The 17,631-nt window shown below is 70.7% G+C and carries 16 protein-coding genes; 5 read left to right on the forward strand and 11 right to left on the reverse strand.

Translation table 11 applies throughout. The features are described 5' to 3' along the window. Positions 1-114: 114 nt before the first annotated feature. Positions 115-726 carry a PadR family transcriptional regulator gene (locus K6T50_RS07665; RefSeq protein ID WP_222606052.1) on the forward strand — a complete coding sequence of 204 codons (612 nt, stop codon included), beginning with the start codon at positions 115-117 and terminating at the stop codon, positions 724-726. A 28-nt stretch (positions 727-754) separates the two neighbouring features. Here the strand turns inward: K6T50_RS07665 and K6T50_RS07670 are convergent, their stop codons facing one another. Beyond that, positions 755-2,545, reverse strand: a complete 1,791-nt coding sequence (locus K6T50_RS07670; protein WP_222606053.1) for a site-2 protease family protein — start codon at positions 2,543-2,545, stop codon at positions 755-757. Positions 2,546-2,648: 103 nt separating this feature from the next. On the opposite strand from K6T50_RS07670, the gene K6T50_RS07675 reads away from it, so the two are divergent. Both K6T50_RS07675 and K6T50_RS07680 read left to right on the forward strand, forming a co-directional pair. Continuing rightward, positions 2,649-4,223 (forward strand): heme-binding protein, encoded by a 1,575-nt coding sequence (locus K6T50_RS07675; RefSeq protein ID WP_222606054.1) that lies wholly within the window; start codon positions 2,649-2,651, stop codon positions 4,221-4,223. Positions 4,224-4,343: 120 nt separating this feature from the next. Next, positions 4,344-5,945 carry a sensor histidine kinase gene (locus tag K6T50_RS07680; RefSeq protein WP_222606055.1) on the forward strand — a complete coding sequence of 534 codons (1,602 nt, stop codon included), beginning with the start codon at positions 4,344-4,346 and terminating at the stop codon, positions 5,943-5,945. 174 nt (positions 5,946-6,119) lie between these two features. Here the strand turns inward: K6T50_RS07680 and K6T50_RS07685 are convergent, their stop codons facing one another. Together K6T50_RS07685 and K6T50_RS07690 are read right to left on the reverse strand one after the other, a co-directional pair. Then, positions 6,120-6,314 carry a hypothetical protein gene (locus K6T50_RS07685; protein ID WP_222606056.1) on the reverse strand — a complete coding sequence of 65 codons (195 nt, stop codon included), beginning with the start codon at positions 6,312-6,314 and terminating at the stop codon, positions 6,120-6,122. Positions 6,315-6,324: 10 nt separating this feature from the next. Beyond that, on the reverse strand, positions 6,325-7,389 hold the full coding sequence (locus K6T50_RS07690; protein WP_222606057.1) for an aldo/keto reductase: 1,065 nt from the start codon (positions 7,387-7,389) through the stop codon (positions 6,325-6,327). A 128-nt stretch (positions 7,390-7,517) separates the two neighbouring features. Here K6T50_RS07690 and K6T50_RS07695 point away from each other — a divergent pair, with 128 nt between their 5' ends. Continuing rightward, a complete protein-coding gene (locus K6T50_RS07695; protein WP_222606058.1) occupies positions 7,518-9,908 on the forward strand; it encodes a GH32 C-terminal domain-containing protein in 2,391 nt (796 codons plus the stop codon). Positions 9,909-9,953: 45 nt separating this feature from the next. Here K6T50_RS07695 and K6T50_RS07700 read toward each other — a convergent pair whose 3' ends face one another. Then, positions 9,954-11,342 carry a glycoside hydrolase family 68 protein gene (locus K6T50_RS07700; protein WP_222606059.1) on the reverse strand — a complete coding sequence of 463 codons (1,389 nt, stop codon included), beginning with the start codon at positions 11,340-11,342 and terminating at the stop codon, positions 9,954-9,956. Between the two features lie 147 nt (positions 11,343-11,489). Here K6T50_RS07700 and K6T50_RS07705 point away from each other — a divergent pair, with 147 nt between their 5' ends. Continuing rightward, a complete protein-coding gene (locus tag K6T50_RS07705; protein WP_222606060.1) occupies positions 11,490-12,413 on the forward strand; it encodes an acyltransferase in 924 nt (307 codons plus the stop codon). 36 nt (positions 12,414-12,449) lie between these two features. Here the strand turns inward: K6T50_RS07705 and K6T50_RS07710 are convergent, their stop codons facing one another. The 7 genes from K6T50_RS07710 to K6T50_RS07740 all read right to left on the reverse strand — a co-directional run bounded on the left by K6T50_RS07710 (position 12,450) and on the right by K6T50_RS07740 (position 17,552). Further along, complete coding sequence (locus K6T50_RS07710; protein ID WP_222606061.1) at positions 12,450-12,878, reverse strand: type II toxin-antitoxin system VapC family toxin; 429 nt, start codon at positions 12,876-12,878, stop codon at positions 12,450-12,452. Next, positions 12,878-13,123 carry an AbrB/MazE/SpoVT family DNA-binding domain-containing protein gene (locus K6T50_RS07715; RefSeq protein ID WP_222606062.1) on the reverse strand — a complete coding sequence of 82 codons (246 nt, stop codon included), beginning with the start codon at positions 13,121-13,123 and terminating at the stop codon, positions 12,878-12,880. The genes K6T50_RS07710 and K6T50_RS07715 overlap by 1 nt, the downstream gene beginning before the upstream one ends. A 57-nt stretch (positions 13,124-13,180) precedes the next feature. Next, positions 13,181-13,843, reverse strand: coding sequence for a DUF7384 family protein (locus K6T50_RS07720; protein ID WP_222606063.1), 663 nt, complete (start codon positions 13,841-13,843; stop codon positions 13,181-13,183). Between the two features lie 55 nt (positions 13,844-13,898). Then, positions 13,899-14,999, reverse strand: coding sequence for a putative sulfate/molybdate transporter (locus K6T50_RS07725; RefSeq protein ID WP_225935284.1), 1,101 nt, complete (start codon positions 14,997-14,999; stop codon positions 13,899-13,901). Between the two features lie 113 nt (positions 15,000-15,112). After that, the gene (locus K6T50_RS07730; RefSeq protein WP_222606064.1) at positions 15,113-15,877 is read right to left on the reverse strand and encodes an amino acid ABC transporter ATP-binding protein; all 765 of its coding nucleotides are present in this window, start codon (positions 15,875-15,877) and stop codon (positions 15,113-15,115) included. Continuing rightward, the gene (locus K6T50_RS07735; RefSeq protein ID WP_222606065.1) at positions 15,874-16,593 is read right to left on the reverse strand and encodes an ABC transporter permease; all 720 of its coding nucleotides are present in this window, start codon (positions 16,591-16,593) and stop codon (positions 15,874-15,876) included. Before K6T50_RS07735 ends, K6T50_RS07730 begins: the two co-directional genes overlap by 4 nt. Positions 16,594-16,595: 2 nt before the next feature. Beyond that, positions 16,596-17,552: an ABC transporter substrate-binding protein gene (locus K6T50_RS07740; RefSeq protein WP_222606066.1), complete on the reverse strand. Its 957-nt coding sequence runs from the start codon at positions 17,550-17,552 to the stop codon at positions 16,596-16,598. Positions 17,553-17,631 lie beyond the last annotated feature (79 nt).

Below are 17,631 nucleotides of genomic sequence, written 5' to 3' on the forward strand. Positions count from 1 at the left end.
CCCGCGTTCGAAATCGGGTGAACGCAGATCGCCCGCGAGACGAACTGACTGGACAGTCAGTGACGGTTTCGGCGACCGAAACCCTTAGTGAGCGACGGCGAAACCGTCGGGGTAATGCGGAAGAGCGGCCCGCCGCGTGGCCTCATCTCGTACATCGTGCTGGAACTCCTCGAGGAGAAGCCGCGCTACGGCTACGAGATCCTCAAGGAGATCACCGACATCAGCGGCGGCCACTGGGAACCGTCCTACGGCTCCGTCTACCCCATCCTCTACAAGTTCGAGGACGAGGGCTACGCCGAGCGGATCGAGCGCGAGGACGAGCCCGACCGGAAGTACTTCGCGCTGACCGACGAGGGCCGCGACCACCTGACCGAGAAACGTCGCGAGGTCGGCGGGAAGGCGCGCGACTTCGCGGACGTGATCTTGGGCTTCTACCACATGTACGTCGCGTTCGCGACCGACGAACGCTTCGACGTGGACCCGTCGGACGACGACTGGCACTTCGACGGCGAGTACTCCGGGTGGATCGCCGAGCAGGTGATCCGCCACCACGAGCGGGACTTCGGCGAGTTCGAGCGCATCGGGGACACGCCCGAGGAGTTCCACGCCCGGCAGGGCGACGCCGACGCGCCCGAGGGCGACACTGGCGAGAACGCGGACGCGAGCGAGGACGGCGACGACAATCGCTCGGAGGAGGCGGCCGCCGACGGCGGGACGAACGCCTGACCGGTTCGGACCGGCCCCGGTACCCGACTCAGAGGAACTGCGGCGCGAACACGACGACCAGCAGCGCCGTCAGCATCGTGAGGCCGACGGAGGTGGTGAGCGTCGTGACCAGCCGGTTGCGGTTCGACACCGGGAGCCGGGAGACGAGTCCCTCGGCGCCCATACGGAGGATGCGACCGCCGTCGAGCGGATAGCCGGGGATACAGTTGAAGATCCCCAGCTGGATGTTGATCCATCCGGTCCAGAACAGCACGTTCGCGAGGAGGAACACCGGCCACTCCCCGAACGCGGCGAGCGGCCCGGTCACGTCGTAAAAGCCCGCGAACTCGCCGTAGAAGCCCGCGAAGTTGTACGGCAGCGCCGCGGAGACCGCGCTCGCGAGCGGGAGCAACAGCGCGGCGTACACCAGTCCCAGTGGCGTCCCCGCGAGCCCGCCCAGTCCGGGCGGCGCGCCGCCGGAATCGCCGCCCAGCAGCGCGAGGTACGCCTCGGCGGGGTACCGCTGGATCCCGAGGTCGTCGACGACGACGCCGGAGACCCCTTGCGTCACGACGACGCCCACGCGCGGGTCGTCGTCGGTGCCGCCGAGTTCGACGTCGACCTCGCGGAACTGCCCGTCTGCGTACACCCGCAGCGTCACCGTGTCGCCGGGGTCGTACTCGTCGCCCGAGAGGGTGCGGTCGAGATCGTCGTACGCGAGGATCCGTTCCCCGTCGATCCGAGTGATGGTCAGGGTGCCGGGGAGGTCGGTCTGGCTCCCGAGGGGCCCGTCGGCGGAGACGTTCGTGACGTACGCGCCAAGCGGCGCGGTGACCTCGCCCTCGGCGGTGGACACGCGCGCGAGTTCGTGCTCGCTGGCGACCTCACGGAACTCCGCGGCGGTGCGGACCTCGGTCCCGTTGACGGCGGTGATCTGCGGGGCGTCGCCCTCGGGATCGACCGAGAGTCCGAGTGGGTTCCCCTCGACGGCGCCGACGACGGTGACGCGCCTGTCGACGGTGACCGTCTCCTCGCCGTTGACGGTCATCTCGACGGACGGGTCCTCGGTCGCCGACAGCGCCGACTCGAAGGCCGCGGGGTCCGCGACCTCCGTCCCGCCGACGGCGGTGATCCGGTCCCCGCCCTCGATGCCGGCGTCGGACGCCGGCGCGCCCGCGTACGCGCCGCCGACCGCGAGCCCCGCGGCGGGGGTGATCGAGGCGATGACCGGGCCGAACAGCAACGCGAACGCGACGGCGGTGACGGCGAAGTTGTTCGTGACGCCGGCGGCGAACATCCGGCTGCGCGCGCCGCGGTCGGCGTTCGACTGGCTCTCCTCGTCGGGTTCGACGAACGCGCCGACGGGGATGACCGTGAGGAGGACGAGTCCGAGCGAGTCGATGTCGATGTCCTCGACGCGACACAGCAAGCCGTGACCGCCCTCGTGGACGACGAGCGCGATCAGCAGCCCGAGGACGATCTCCGGCGCGACCGCGAGCGGGAGGAAGTCGTTGACGCCGGGGATGATGAGGAAGTTCGAGGGCTGGTTCGCCTGCGTCTGGACGGGGCGTTGGAGGGTGGCGAGCGCCGACCACACGAGGAACGCGAACATCGCGACCATGACGACGACGGCGATGCCGACGCCGAGGTTGCTCCAGGCCCGCCAGAACCGCCGGGGGCCCGCGAGCCAGTTGAGGAACGCGCGACCGCGCTGGGTGTGGATCGTCGTCAGCGGCCCCTGGACGCGCACGGCGTCCGGGAGGTACCCGCGCGTGTACAGCGCCATGAGAACGACGGAGTACGCGAGGGCTCCCACGAGGACCCACAGGAGCGTGTTCATTATCGGGGACAGGTCATCGGCGGCCAAAGGGGTTCGGGTCTCGCCACGTCCGGCAGCGACGCGGTGACGCAAGCCACAAGCCCCTTCCATCCGAAGTGCGCGCATGGCGAAGCCCCCACGCACCGAAGAGGGTTGGTACGCGCTGCACGACTTCCGAACCGTCGACTGGGACGCGTGGCGTGCGGCCCCGGAGCGCGAGCGCGAGGCGGCCGTCGAGGAGGGCGTCGCATATCTCGAGGAGCACGAACGCGTCGTCGACGCCGAGGAGGGAGCCTCGGCCGTGTTCTCGGTGCTCGGGCACAAGGCCGACCTCATGATCGTCCACTTCCGGCCGACGCTGGACGCGCTGTCGGCCGCCGAGCGCCGCTTCGAGTCGACGGCGCTGGCGGAGTTCACCGACCAGCCGACCTCGTACGTCTCGGTGACGGAGGTCTCCGACTACGTCTCGGACAGCTACTTCGACAGCGAGGTGTCGGAGACACCTCGTGAAGGCGGCGAAGCCGCCGACGACGGCGAGGAGGAGACCGACGAGGGAATCCGCCGATACATCGAGGGGAAGCTGAAGCCCGACATCCCGGACACGGAGTACGTCTCCTTCTACCCGATGAGCCGCAAGCGGGAGGCCGAGCAGAACTGGTACACCCTCGAGTACGAGGAGCGCTCGGACCTCCTGTCGGCCCACGGCGAGATCGGCCGCGAGTACGCCGGGAAGATCAAGCAGGTGATCGCCTCGTCGGTCGGCCTGGACGACTACGAGTGGGGCGTCACCCTCTTCGGCGGCGACCCCGCCGACATCAAGGACATCGTCTACGAGATGCGCTTCGACGAGGCCTCCGCCGAGTACGGCGAGTTCGGCCCCTTCTACGTCGGCCGGCGCTTCCCGCCGACGGATCTCGGCGCGTATCTCGACGGCGAGCAGGTGCCGACGAGCGAGCACGAGTCCGGCGGCCACCACCACGGCGACGCGGACGCCCACGGCGAGGGCGGACACCACCACGAGGGTCACGGCGACGGCGAGGGCGACCATCACGACGACGCGGACGGCGGCCATCACGGCGGCGACGCGGACGACGGGAGCGACGACGACGCCGAGGAGGAGAGCATCCGGTCGGAGCTGGAGGACCTCGACGTTTACGCCGGCAAACCACACGGCGAGGACGTGTTCGCGACGGTCCTCTACTCCGAGGCGGACGCCGACGAGCTGTTCGAGGAGGTCGACGGGCTGCGCAAGAACTTCGACCACTACGGCACCCACGTGAAGACCGCGGTGTACGAGGGCAACGAGACCGACCGCGCGGCGGTCGTGAGCATCTGGGAGACCGCCAGCGCCGCCGAGACGGCCGCCGGCTTCCTCTCGGAGCTGCCGGGCATCGTCGAGCGCGCCGGCGAGGAGTCCGGCTTCGGGACGATGGGAATGTTCTACACCGTCAAGCCCGAGCACCGCGGGGACTTCGTCGAGAAGTTCGGCGTCGTCGGCGACACCCTCGAGGACATGGACGGCCACTACGAGACGGATCTGATGGTGAACCGCGAGGACGAGAACGACATGTTCATCGCCAGCCAGTGGGCCTCCCGCGAGGACGCGATGGACTTCTTCCGGTCGGACGCCTTCCGCGACACCGTCTCGTGGGGCCGGGACGTGCTCGCCGACCGGCCGCGCCACGTGTTCCTGGCGTGATACTGGCCCGGTTCTCCGCCGAGAACCGCACGACTGCGTAGCCTCGATCCGCCCCTCCGAATATCCGAGTTGATGCTTGCGGACAGGGGTTTATATCGGGAGTGGCGAGACGGATCGGTAATGACGGTCGACGAGGCAGCGGGCGCCGCCGACGACCGACTCCGGTCGCTGTACGCGGCGACGCGGGATCTCATGAGCGCGACGACCCGAGCGGAGCTGTGTCGCGTCGTCGTGGACGTGAGCGAGCGCGTCCTCGGCTACCCGCTGACCGGCGTTCACCTCCGCGGCGACGACGGGCACGGGCTCGTCCCGATGGCGTACCCGCCGGCGGTCCGCGATCGCTTCGAGGGGGAGCCGCCGACGTACGCACCCGGCGACGAAGTGTACGAGGTGTACGAACGCGAGGAGCCGCTTCGCCTGGGTGCCGTGGCCGACCGACAGTCGGCGGCCCACCGCGGGATCGTGGTTCCGATCCCGGACCACGGCGTGTTGATCGCGGGCACCGATCCGCCGGAGGAGCCGGACGACGCCCGTCTCGACTTCGTCGAGACGTTGGGCGAACACGCCGCCGTCGCGCTCGACGGCCTCGAGCGTGAGTCGCGACTGAACGGCCTCCACGAGACGACGCGGGAGCTGATGGAAGCGCGCGACAGCGCCGCCGTCGCCGCGTCCGCGACGAACACCGCCCACGAGGTGCTCGACCTCCGTCTGAACGCCGTGTACCTGCGAACGAGCGACGGCGACCGGCTCGTTCCGGTGAGCGTGACGAGCGAGACGCGGGAGCTGTACGGCGAGGTCCCCGACATCACGCCCGGGAGCGTCGGCTGGACGGTGTACGACACTGCCGAGCAGCGGGTGGTTCCCGACGTTCGACGGTCGGCCGCCGTCGACGATCCCCCGCCGGCGGTCCGGAGCCTGCTGGTGATGCCGCTCGGGGACCACGGCGTCTTCCTCGCCGGGGACGAGCGTCCCGGCCGGTTCGACGAGAGCGACGTGGCGCTGGCGCAGCTGTTCGCCGACACGGTCGAGGCCGCCCTCGATCGCGCCGAACGGGAGGCGCTCGTCAGGCGTCGCGAGGGCCAACTCGCCAGACAGAACGAACGCCTCGACGAGTTCGCGAGCGTCGTCTCACACGACCTCCGCAACCCCCTCAACGTCGCTCAGGGTCGCCTCGAGCTGCTCGACGACGACTGCGACAGCCCGCACATCGCACGGATGGAGACCGCCCACGAGCGGATGGGCGAACTCATCGAGGACCTGCTGGCGCTGGCGCGCACCGGGCGGTCCGTGGGCGACACCGAGCCGGTGTCGCTGGAGCGGACCGTCGTCGACGTGTGGCGGACGGTCGACGGCGGCGGGTCGCTGTCGGTCGCCGACGACGTGGGATACGTCGACGCCGACGCCTCCCGGCTGCGGGAGCTGTTGGAGAACCTCGTCCGCAACGCCGTCGACCACGCGGGCGACGACGTGACCGTGACCGTCGGCCGGATCGGCGGGGTCGACCGCTCGGGCTTCTACGTCGCCGACGACGGCCCGGGGATCCCCCCGGAGCGCCGCGAGACGGTGTTCGAGCGAGGGCACACGACCGCCGACGACGGCACCGGCTTCGGCCTCGCGATCGTCGCGGAGATCGCCGACGCCCACGGCTGGTCGGTCCGCGCGACCGACGCGGACGACGGCGGCGCGCGGTTCGAGGTCGTCGTCGCCGATACCGCGGAGTGAATGTGAACGGTTCACGGGATGTCCCCCGAACCGTCCCCGGGTTTCGAGCCGAAGCGAGGGGGTCGAGAATCGAGGGCGCCCGGGCGTCAATCGGGGCAGTCTGACGACAAACGAGCGGTCAGCGGCGCGCCGGCGACGACCGGCAGTTGCCGACGGACTGCGATGGTGGGATCGTCACCGGCGACGGAGGTACCCGGCGAGGCCGAAGAGCCCGCCGACAAGGGTGATCGCGGCCCACAGCACCCCGGACACGTCGCGGTCGGCGGCGTCGCGGTAGACGAACCACGCGAGCGCAACGTGGACGGCGGCGGTGGCGCCGGCGAGGCGGGCGAGCCGGCGGGCGTACCTCCGGGTTCGGTCGTCGGTCACGGGAGCCCCCTCAGTCGGCGGGCTCCGGCGGGAGCACGCCGGCGCTGCGGAGGTCCTCGCCGCCGACGGACGTCCGGAAGTTCTCCGGACTCATGCCGTCGTCGCGGTCGATCCCGAAGTTCTCGGCGTACAGCTCGTCGACGCGTCGGCGCTCCTCGTCGCTGAGGCGGGGGGTGTCGGGCGCGGCGGCCCACTCGTCGATGTCGTCGAGCGAGCGGAACGTGGGGACGACGCTGGCGACCTCCTCGTCGTCGAGGAGGTACTGGATCGACGCCTGGCCCATCGTCCGCTCGCCGTCCCGCTCGAGGAACTCGATGGTCTCGATCTTCTCCCAGCCCGTCTCGAACCACGCGTCCGGGCGGTGCGCGCGGTGGTCGCCCTTCCCCAACTCGGTGTCGGGGGTGACCTGCTTGTTGAGCAGGCCCGAGGAGTGGGGAACGCGCGCGATGAGGCTCGTGTCGGCGCCCTCCTCGCGGACCGTGTCGAGGAAGTGGCGGCCGGGCGTCTGCTCGAAGAGGTTGTAGACGGTCTGGACCGCGTCGAAGTCGAGTTCGATCGCGCGGTCGCCCTCGGCGAGCCAGCCGATCGAGGGACCCAGCGCCCACCCGAGCGCGTCGTACAGCCCCTCCTCGCGCATGGCGTACAGCTCCTCCAGCGCCTCGTCGGTCACCTCGTCGACGTTGGCGTTGTGGAGGAACAGCACGTCGAGGTACTCCATGTCGAGCCGGTCGAGGCTCTGTTCGACGGCGTTCCGGAGGTACTCCGGCGAGATGTCCTTCGGGATCTCGCCGTGGCCGGCCTGCGCGTTGTTGTAGAAGTCGTAGCCGACCTTCGTGCCGACGGTTACCTCGTCGCGGTACTCGCCCAGCGCCTCCCCGATCAGCTCCTCGGAGCGCCCGTGGCCGTACACGTCGCCGGTGTCGAAGAACGTGACGCCCTCGTCCAGCGCGTGCTGAACCATGTCGACGGCGTCCTCGTCGGAGCGGTCGCCCCACCAATCGGTGCCGACGACCCACGCACCGAAGGCGACCTCGCTCACTTCGACGCCCGAGTTGCCGAGTTCTCGGTACTGCATACGCTCGCGTTGGTGCGGACGCCACTTATCCGGCCCGGTTGTCGCGTGTCGGACCCGGTCGCCGCGTCGCCCGCACCGGCCGCCCGCGACGCGAATACTTTTTCGCCTCCGAGTGAATCTATCGACCCATGCATACGGCCCCGGTTCACGTTGGGGTGCTCGCGGCCGACGAGCACAGCGCGGAGCGGCGGTCCGCGCGGTCGGTCGCCGAGCGCGTCGCCGCGTCGGTCGAGTCGGTGTCGCTGTCGGCCGTCGCCGACGGCGAGGTCGACCTCGACGCGTTCGACGCGCTCTGGTGGCACCGCGACGCCCCGTTCGACGACTGCGACGCCCCCGTCGCCGACGCGGGCCCCGCGATCCGCGCGTATCTCGACGCGGGCGGCGGGCTCGTCCTCAGCGCGCGGGCGCTCCCCGCGGTCGTGCCCCTCGGGATCGACTCGGTCGCGCCGGACGCGACCGGCGCGACCCACTCCGACGACGTTGCCGGCTACCGCGTTCGGGAGATCCACCGCGACCACCCGCTGTTCGAGGGGTTCGGCGACCCGGACGCCGGCGGCCCGCCGCGGATCCCCGTCGTCGGCCCCGGCGGGGAGGCGGCGTACGCCCGATACGACGACCTGCTGCCGGCGAACGGCGACGTGCTCGCGTGTGCGACCCACGGCGGCCACGATATCCACCCCGAGAAGGCGGTGATCGAGTGGCGCGTCGGCGGCGACGCGGACGGCGGGGACGGTGACAGACCTGGCGCCGCCGACGGCGCCGTCCTCGGTCTCGGCGGCACCCTCCGGTTCGACGGCCCGAACGACGGACACGGGTACGAGCGCGAGCGCCTGCTGCGGAACGCGTTCGCGACGCTCGGGCGCGGGACGCTGCCGGAATTCACCGGGCGGCCGTCGACGCCGGCGGGGTTCGCCGCCGTGCGCGACCGCCTCGCGGACGACCATCACCGGCCCGCCTACCACCTCTCGCCGCCGGCGAACTGGCTCAACGACCCGAACGGGCTGATCGAGTACGAGGGCGAGTACCACGTCTTCTACCAGTACAACCCGGGCGGGCCGTTCCACAACGCGATCCACTGGGGCCACGCCGTCAGCGACGACCTCGTTCACTGGGAGGACAGACCAGTCGCGCTCGCGCCGGACCCCGACGGCCCCGACCGCGACGGCTGCTGGTCCGGCTGCACGGTGATCGACACCGATGGAACGCCGACGCTGCTGTACACCGGCGGCCGCGGCCGCGACCAGCTCCCGTGTCTCGCGACGACCGACGACCCCCGGCTCGACTCGTGGGAGAAGCACCCCGGCAACCCCGTGATCGAGTCGGCGCCCGAGGGGCTGAACGTGTACGAGACGGCCGACTGGGCCGCCGAGTTCCGCGACCACAACGTCTGGCGCGAGCACGGCGTCTGGTACCACCTGATCGGCACCGGGATCGCCGGCGACGCCGAACCGGCCGACCGCCGCGCCGCCCACGACGGCGGTGAGGGCGAGACCGCCGTCGACCGTTCGAACGACGCCGACGCGGGGGAGCTGGAGGCGCCCGTCGGGGACGGCGGCGACGACGCCCACGAGGGCGACGGGGCGGCGCTGCTGTACCGCGGTGACACCCTCGACGAGTGGGAGTTCGTCGGCGTGCTCCACGCGGGCGAGGGCCCCCGCGGCGCGCCCGTCTGGGAGTGTCCCGAGTTGCTGACCTTCGAGGACGCCCGCCTGCTGCACGTCTCCGACGACGACCGCGTGGCGTACTACCTCGGGGAGGCCGACCTGGGCGACCCGGAGGCCCCCGCCGGGAGCGACGCCGCCGTGCCCGCCTTCGACGTGCGCGAGGCCGGCCTGCTCGACCACGGCGACTTCTACGCGCCGCAGTCGCTGTGGGACGAGGAACACGACCGCTATCTCACGTGGGGATGGCTCCCCGAGACGCGCGACGGGAGCGCCCAGTGGGACGCCGGCTGGTCCGGGGCGATGTCGCTCCCGCGGGTGATCGACACCGACTGCGACGGTCGCCTGCGACAGCGTCCGGCGCCCGAGTTGACCGCGGCGCGCGAGGACCACGCGCTGTCCGCGACGCTCGCGCTCGACGCGGAGGAGCGCGTGCTCGGCGTCCGCGGCGCCGCCCTCGAACTCGGCTGCACGCTCCGCCTCGGCGACGCGGAGGCGGTCGGCCTCTCGGTGCTGGAGTCGCCCGCGGCGGGCGAACGCACCGTGATCCGCTACGACGGCGAGACGGTGACCGTCGACCGCGGCGACAGCGGCGGCGACGAGCGCATCAATCGGGCGCCGCGCGGGATGCCCGTCGACGGCGGGGACGACGCCGAGCGGTCCGTCTCGCTTCGCGTCTTCGTCGACGGGTCGACGCTCGAACTGTTCGCGAACGAACGGCGTTGTCTCACGACCCGGGTGTACCCGACGCGGGCGGACGCCGACCGCGTGTCGGCGTTCGCGGTCGGCGGCGACGCTGAGGTCGAGATGGACGCGTGGACGATGGCCGGCACGTGGCCCACGTCGACCGGGCGGTAGGCGGGGCGAGGGCGCGAAGGGGGGCCGGATTCGGTCCGACCGCCGTTACTGCGAGCCGCCGTAGCCGCCGCGGCCGGCGTCCACGTCTCGGGTGACGAGTTCGGGCAGGTCCTCGGAGGGAAGCGGAATGTGCCCGTGTGCGAGCTTCCCGAGCACCCGGGTTCGGCCGCCGTCGAGGTCGATCCGGATCGTCGGCGAGAGCGTGCCGCCGAAGCGGCGGAACTGCTCCTCGGGCGGCAGCTCGGCGACCTGGTCGAGCGTGCGGCCCTCCAGATCGTAGTAGTTGAAGAAGGAGGTGACCAGCAGCTCCTCCTCGTGAGGGAACGCGAGCCACGAGTACGTCTGGAACGGCGCGTTCCCGGGATTGGTGAGCACGAGCCCGGTGTCGTTGAGCGGGCGGTACTCGCCGTGCAGGGAGTCGGCGACGAAGCCGTACAGGGCGTCGAACCCGTCGATCCCCGGCGCGAAGGTGTGCTCGTGGCTGGAGACGAACAGGTAGTAGCGCCCGTCGCGGACGACGACGTGCGGGCGCTCCAGTTCCTGGTTGACGCACGTGGAGTGCAGGAGGGGGTCGCGAAGCTCCCACTCGGTCGGGTCGCCGGTCGGCGAGTCGGCGATCCCGACGGCGCCGTTGAACTCCTGGCCGACGGCGTCGCCGTCGCAGGCGTCGCTGTCCTCGGGGACGGGGACGTTCGCCTCGAACAGCAGGTGCGTCTCGCCGGTCGCGGGGTCCTCGAAGAACCACGGGTCGCGGAAGGTGTAGATCATCCCACGCGACTGCTCCTCGGTCTCGTAGCGGACGCCGTCCGGGTGCAGCAGCGACTCGTGGGTGAAAGTGCCCTCGACGCGGAGTCCGTCTCCGGCGGTTTCACCGCCTCCGTTCGAGTCGCTCCGCGACTCGCCGTCGGCGACGAGGGTGCCGCCGGTCGCGAGCGCGAGGTGCTGGGTGTAGCTCAGGTCCTCCTCGTCGGCCTCGCCGGCGGCGGTGTAGTAGCAGTACAGGTCAGAGGGCCCCTCGCCGTCGGGGTCCCACAGCGCGCAGCCGGCCCACTGGCGCGACCCGAGGGGGTCGCTCCCCTCGAAGACGGGGCCGGCCGACTCCCACGACTCGCCGTCGGCGGAGTAGAAACAGCGGATCGTCGCCACGTCGTGGCGCTTGCCGGGGAGGAGGTCCCGCGGCGCGGTGAGCGCGAAGGCGACGCGGTAGCCGCCCACGTCGGCGATGGCGCCGTCGCGCTCGCGCAACAGCCAGGTGTCCCACAGGTACACCTCGTCGCTGACGGGGTCGCTCGGCGGGTAGATCACCGGCTTCACGGCGTCGTCGACGCGGGCGAGCCCGCCGGCCTGTTCGCGGGTCCACGCAGGCGTTCGCGACCGGATCGACTCCGCGTCGGGCCCCCTTTCGGGGTCGGACGTGCCGTCGGGGTCGGTCATTGTCGGTCGCAGGGAAGGCGGGGCCTAACCGCTGTCGCTTCCGCGTTCGCGAGGGTTCAGTGTCGGAACGGTGGCGCGTGCGCCGCGGAATGGCGCCGACTTCGCATATCCGAACCCCTTTGACTCGTCGCGGCCAATCGTGGCGGTATGACCAAGCGCCACGTGTCCCTCCCGGACGAGGCGGACGAGGGGGTCACGGCCTTCATCGAGCAGGTGGACGACCGACTCTCGTCGGGGGAGGACACCTGCGAGGTCGTCCGCGACACGCTCGTGGACCTGTTCGGCGACCGCGACGCATACGAGCGATGGCAGGCCGGCGGCGACGTGACGCCCGCCGAGCGGGTGCGGCTCCAGGGATACGATCCGTGTAACGCGACGCTGGAGTCGGAGTACTACGCCGAGAAGGACGAGGACCGGTTCACGCGCTCGAAGCACCTCCAGTGGCTGTGGCGTCAGTTCGACGCGACGCCGATGGCGGATAACATCGCGTTCGCGCTGCGCTTCCGGCAGATGCTCGCGAACCACCTGTTCGCCGACGCCGGCGACGATCTCCGGCTGTTCAAGGGGATCACGTTCACCTACGGCCACAACATCGAGATCGGCGACAACACCGTCGTCCACGACGACGTGCATCTCGACGACCGCGGGAAGCTCACGATCGGCGACCGCGTCTCCATCTCGGATTCGGCGCACATCTACAGCCACGACCACGACATCGTCGACCAGACGCACGTCGACAACTACCACACCGTCGTCGACGACGACGCCCGCGTCACCTACGACTCGATGGTCTCCGCCGGCTGCCGCGTCGGGAAGAACGCCGTCGTCGGCGCGAAAGCCACCGTCCAGGGCGACGTGCCGGACCACCACATCGCGGTCGGGTCCCCCGCCCGGAGCATCCGCGTGAAGCCCGGCTGGGAGTCCGTCGCCGACCCCGTCGAGGACAAGCTGACGAACCGCGCCGAGGAGCGAGCGATCGAGTACGACCTGCCCGACGACCTCGACGACTTCGACGAGTTCCAGCGCGACCTCACGCCGCCGGACGGCGTCGACGCGCCCGACGCCGAGTAGTCAGCGCTCATACCACGGCGACGAACCTGCGAGCGGTCATTCGAACGGATTTTCGGCCGTCGTGAGCCGCGTGATATCTTCGACCGCGTCGAAGTCGTCATCGAAGGAATAGAGGAACTCGATACCCTCGCGACGCATCGATGCGGCGATCACTGAATCGGTAAGCGAGAGCCCCTCGTGGCGCCGGAACAGCGATCGACCCGCGTCGAGATCCGCCTTCGGCGTGTACGCGAGTTCGAAGCCCCCGCTCTCGACGAGCGCGTCGAGCGTCGCCACCGCGGCATCGTGTGTGGCCTTCGCTCGGATGTAGTTGCACACTTCGACGAGGACATCGCTCGGAACGTAGGCGGTCGGAAGCTCGCCGCGATCGACGGCGCCGACGATCGGAACCGCTCGGTCGTGGTTCTGATCGCGGGAGAGTCGCGCCGCGATGACGACGTTCGAATCGACGGCGACCCGCGGCACTACGAGTCCCCGACCACGAGGTCGTGGTCCTCGGCCACGTCGGTTTCGGCTCCCGTGTCGACCGGGTCAAGCGACGAAAAGGCTCCGTACCGCTGTTTGACGACTTCGATCGACAACTCGCCGTCGTCGCCGACGCGCCACCTGATCTTGTCGCCCGCCTCGATCCCGGCCTCGCGTCGAACTGCGGCCGGCACCGTCACCGAGAAACTGTCGTTGACCGTCGTCTCGTCTTCGACACCCGACATACCTGATCTGAGGTCGGCGGACGTCAAATAATTTGGCCCCGAATTAGCGAGTGACGATCACGCCCGCGGATCGCTGTCCGGTCCCGGATACTCCCCCGCCGCGACCTCCGGATACAGCTTCTCCGCGTCGAACAACACCGCGAACGCCCGCGGGTCGCGCACGCTCACCGGGAAGCGATCGGTGAGTCCCGCGCCCGCGCCGGGGGCGGTGAGCCGCTCGTCGAACGACAGCACGTGCATCGCGCCCCCGCGGTACGCCGACGCCAGCGCGGGGTGATCGCCCGACGGCTGAGTCACGGGGTCTCGCCAGGCCTCGGCCTTCTCACGCCAGTCGGCCGCGAGATCGGACTCCGCGAGGTCGGCGATCACCGCTTGTGCGTCGGCGACGAGCTCGTCGCTGGCGACGAGGGTCGTCCACGAGTGGCTTCGGAGGCCATCGAGCGCGTCGCGAGCGTCGCCGCCGACCAGCAGATCCGCCGCGAGCACGTCCGCGTCGGCGACGACGCGGGCGGGCGAGGGGTCGTCGCTCGGTGGGTCCGGCGACGGGTCGTCGTCGCGGTCACCGACGTCGGCATCGTCGCCGACGATGTCATCGGCGCCGTCGCCCGTGCCGTCGCTGGCTCGCTTCCGCTCCCTGCGTGTCGCGAGCGCCGACCGGATCTCGGCCTCGTCGACGCCGAACGTCCCCGCCCGCTCGAACAGCGCGGCCCACGTCTCCATACCGGAACCGCGGTGGCGCGTGGCAAAAAGCCGGGTCGTTCGGCGCGGGTCGCGCTCACGCCGCCGCGAGCCGCTTGCGGGCCGCGTCGGCGACGAGACCGACGAGGAACGCCGCGCCGACGTTCCACAGGAGGCCGACGCAGCCGACGAGCGCGACCAGCGCGAGCGCGCGGCGGCCGTCCACGTCGACCGCGCGGCGGCCGAGGTGGACCGAGACGACGACGAGCAGGACGCCGAGCACGGCCATCGGGAAGGCGGCGACGACGCCCGCGAACGGGACGGCCGCGAGGTACAGCCCCCCGAGCACGAGGTTCGCGCCGCCGGTGCGGGCGCCGAAGGCGTGTTTGCCCGCGAGCCCGCCCGAGCCGTGACACATCGGGATCCCGCCCAGCGGGATCGCCGAGAGACACATCGCGCCCATGCTCCCCGAGAGCCGGTCGGCCGAGACATCGGCGTCGAACAGATCCGACAGCAGGAGGCTCGTCGCGACGGCGGCGTTGCCGACGGTCATCGCGAGTTGCCCCGTTGTCGCCGACAGCGCGTTCGTCGTGACCGCGGGCGCGGCCGCCGGGAAGACCGCGAGCGCGGGCAGGTCGGCGGCGGGAACCCCGGCGTCGGCGACCGCGAGCGCGAGCCCGACGCCAAGCACCGCCAGCGCCGCGCCCCGGCGGAATCCCGCCAGCGCGACGACGCCCGCGACGCCGGCGGCGACGAGCGCGAGCGTCGGGTTCGCCAGCCCCAGATCGAGCCCCGAGCGGACGAGCAACAGCGCGACCGCCAGCTGGATGCCGCGGATCACCGGCTCGCTCACGTAGCGTTGGATTCGCCCGAGGGCACCCGTCGCCGCCGCGAGGAGGAGGACGACGCCCGCAAGGAGGCCCGCGGCGACGTACTCGCCGGCGGTGACCGTGCCCGCCAGCGCCAGCCCCGCGAGCGCCTTCATCGGCTCCACCGAGAGGGGAAGCCCGTAGACGAGCCCCCACACGACCTGGAAAATACCGAAGAACAACAGCGCGTGCGACAGCGAGACGGGGGTCAGCGCGGCCAGCCCGACGACTATGGGGAGGACCGTAACCGAATCCCCCAACGCGCCGGTCCACTCGCCGGCGTCGAAGCGAACCCCGTAGTCGGTCGCCAGCCGCTCCGAGATCGCCACGATCGAAGGTCGCCGGCGACGTACTTGAGAGTGTCCGGAAACCGATCTGCCCTACACCGAACGTGTTCGATAACCGTGAAGAGTTACGTCACGTCGTTCGAGTTCGATCGGGGTCAGTACACCAGTTCCCCGGAGATGAACTTCCGGGTGCGCTCGTCGCTCGGGTCCTCGAAGATCGTCTCGGTCGGACCGACCTCGGTGAATCCGTCCCCGAGCAGGACGCCGACGCGGTCGGCGATCCGTTCGGCCTGGTGCATGTCGTGGGTCGCGACGACGACGCCGAGGCCGCGGTCGCGGGCCTCGCTGATCGCCTCCTCGATCAGTCCGGTGTTGCGCGGGTCGAGGTCGGAGGTCGGTTCGTCGAGCAGCAGGTACGTCGGGTCGTACGCGAGCGCCCGCGCGAACGACACCCGCTGGGCCTCGCCGCCCGACAGCGAGTCGGCCTCCTGGCCGAGCTTGTCGTCGAGTCCCACCACGTCGAGGGCCCCCTCGACGGCCTCGGGCGTCCCGTTCGACCCCAGGATCGACCGGAGCCCGTCGCGGAGCCGGTCGTCCCACCCCCGGCGGATCCGCAGCCCGTACTCGACGTTCCGGGCGACGGAGGCGTCGAACAGGCTCGCCTCCTGAAACACCATGCCGACCCGCCGGCGGAGTTCCAGGCGAGTGTCCTCGTCAGCCTCCCAGACCGAGGTTCCGTCGAGCTCGACGGTTCCCTCGTCCGGGCGGAGGAACAGCGCGAGCATCCGCAGCAGGGTCGTCTTCCCGACGCCCGACGGGCCGATGATCGCGACGACCTCCCCCGGTTCGACCGACAGCGACGCGTCGTCGACGACGACCTCGTCGCCGTACGACTTCGAGACGTGCGAGAGTCTGATCACCGTCCCGACACCCCGTCGGAGCCGAGCCGGACGACGATCGCGTTGACCAGCAGCACGAGGGCCACCAGGACCGCGCCCAGCACCATCGCGGTGCCGTACTGTCCCTGCCGGGCCTCCAGTTGGATGGCGGTCGTCAGCGTCCGGGTCTTCGAGATCCCGTCGGCGCTGGTGATGTTCCCGCCGACGATGAGGACGGAGCCGACCTCGCTGATGGCCCGGCCGAACCCGGCGAGGACCGCCGTCGCGATCCCGTATCGCGCCTCCTTGATCACCACCAGCGCCACGTCGATCCGGGTGCCGCCGAGGGCGTGTGCGGCGTCGCGGACGTTCCCGCTCACGCCGGTGATGGCGGCGAGGCTGATCGCCGTGATCGGCGGCGTCGCGAGCACGAACTGCGACATGATCATCGCCTGCTTGGTGAAGATGAGGTCGAACGTGCCGAGCGGCCCCTGATTCGAGACGGCGAACAGCACGAGCAGGCCGACGACGACGCTGGGGAAGCCCATTCCCGTGTTGATCACCGACTTCACGAACTGCTGGCCGGGGAAGTCGGTGAACCCCATCACCAGCGCGACCGGGATGCTGAACAGCGTGCTCAGCGTCACCGCGATGAGGCTCACGTACAGCGAGACGAAGATGACGCTCGAAACGTACCCCTCCTCGAACGGGAGCCCGGCGACGGCCGGGACCAGCTGTGCGACCGTATCGAGCGGCATGATCACCCGTCGGTCGAGTTGCTACTCCAGCCTTCCGGAACGTACTGCTGGAAGTCGGGGTCCTCGGAGACCGCCCTCGGGAAGAACAGCTGCTCCCCGTTGACCTGGTACTCCGAGATGGCCTCCTGCGTTTCGGGACTGGTGATCCAGCCGATGTACGCCATCGCGAGGTCGTAGTTTGCGTTCTCGTGGACGCCCGGGTTGACCGCCATGATGCCGTACGGGTTCGCGAGGATCTCCGGGCCGCCCCCGATGGGGCCCTGCACCAGGATCACGAGGTCGAGCTCCGAGCGCTGGGAGATGAACGTCCCGCGGTCCGAGAGCGTGTACGCGTCCTGCTGGTTGGCGATGTTCAGCGCCTCGCCCATCCCGGTGCCGGTCTCCTGGTACCAGTCGCCGCCCGGCTCGGTCCCGGCGGCCTCCCAGAGGTTGAGCTCCTTCGTGTGGGTGCCGGAGTTGTCCCCGCGGGAGACGAACGGCGCCTCCGCCTCGGCGATGGCGGTCAGCGCCTCGGTCGCCGAGCCCATGCCCTGGATCCCGGCGGGGTCGCTCTCCGGCCCGACGATCACGAAGTCGTTGAACATGAGGTCGCGGCGGTTGATCCCGTAGCCGTTGCGCATGAACTCGTCCTCGAGCCCGCGGGCGTGGACCATCACCACGTCCGAGTCGCCGTTTCGCGCCGTCTCGAGGGCTGCGCCCGTCCCCTGCGCGACCGCGTCGACGGATACGCCGTACATCTCCTCGAAGTCCGGGTGGATCGCGTCGAGCAGCCCCGTGTCGTACGTGCTCGTCGTCGTCGTGAGCGTCAGCGTCTCGCCGGCGACGCCGGCCGCCTCCTCCTGTCCCCCGCCGATGCCCGCACAGCCCGCGAGCGCGCCGGTGACGCCCGTCGCCGCCGCCGCCAGGAACGCCCGCCTGCTGGCCGTTCCGTCGTGCCCGTCGTTCCGTTGTTTCGACATAGGAACAACGATCGCTCACGGACACATATAGCTGTGGGAACCAGTTACCCCGAAGGCGGATACCGCTGATTCGAAACGG

The sequence above is a fragment of the Halobaculum magnesiiphilum genome (assembly GCF_019823105.1).
Taxonomy (GTDB): Archaea; Halobacteriota; Halobacteria; order Halobacteriales; family Haloferacaceae; genus Halobaculum; species Halobaculum magnesiiphilum.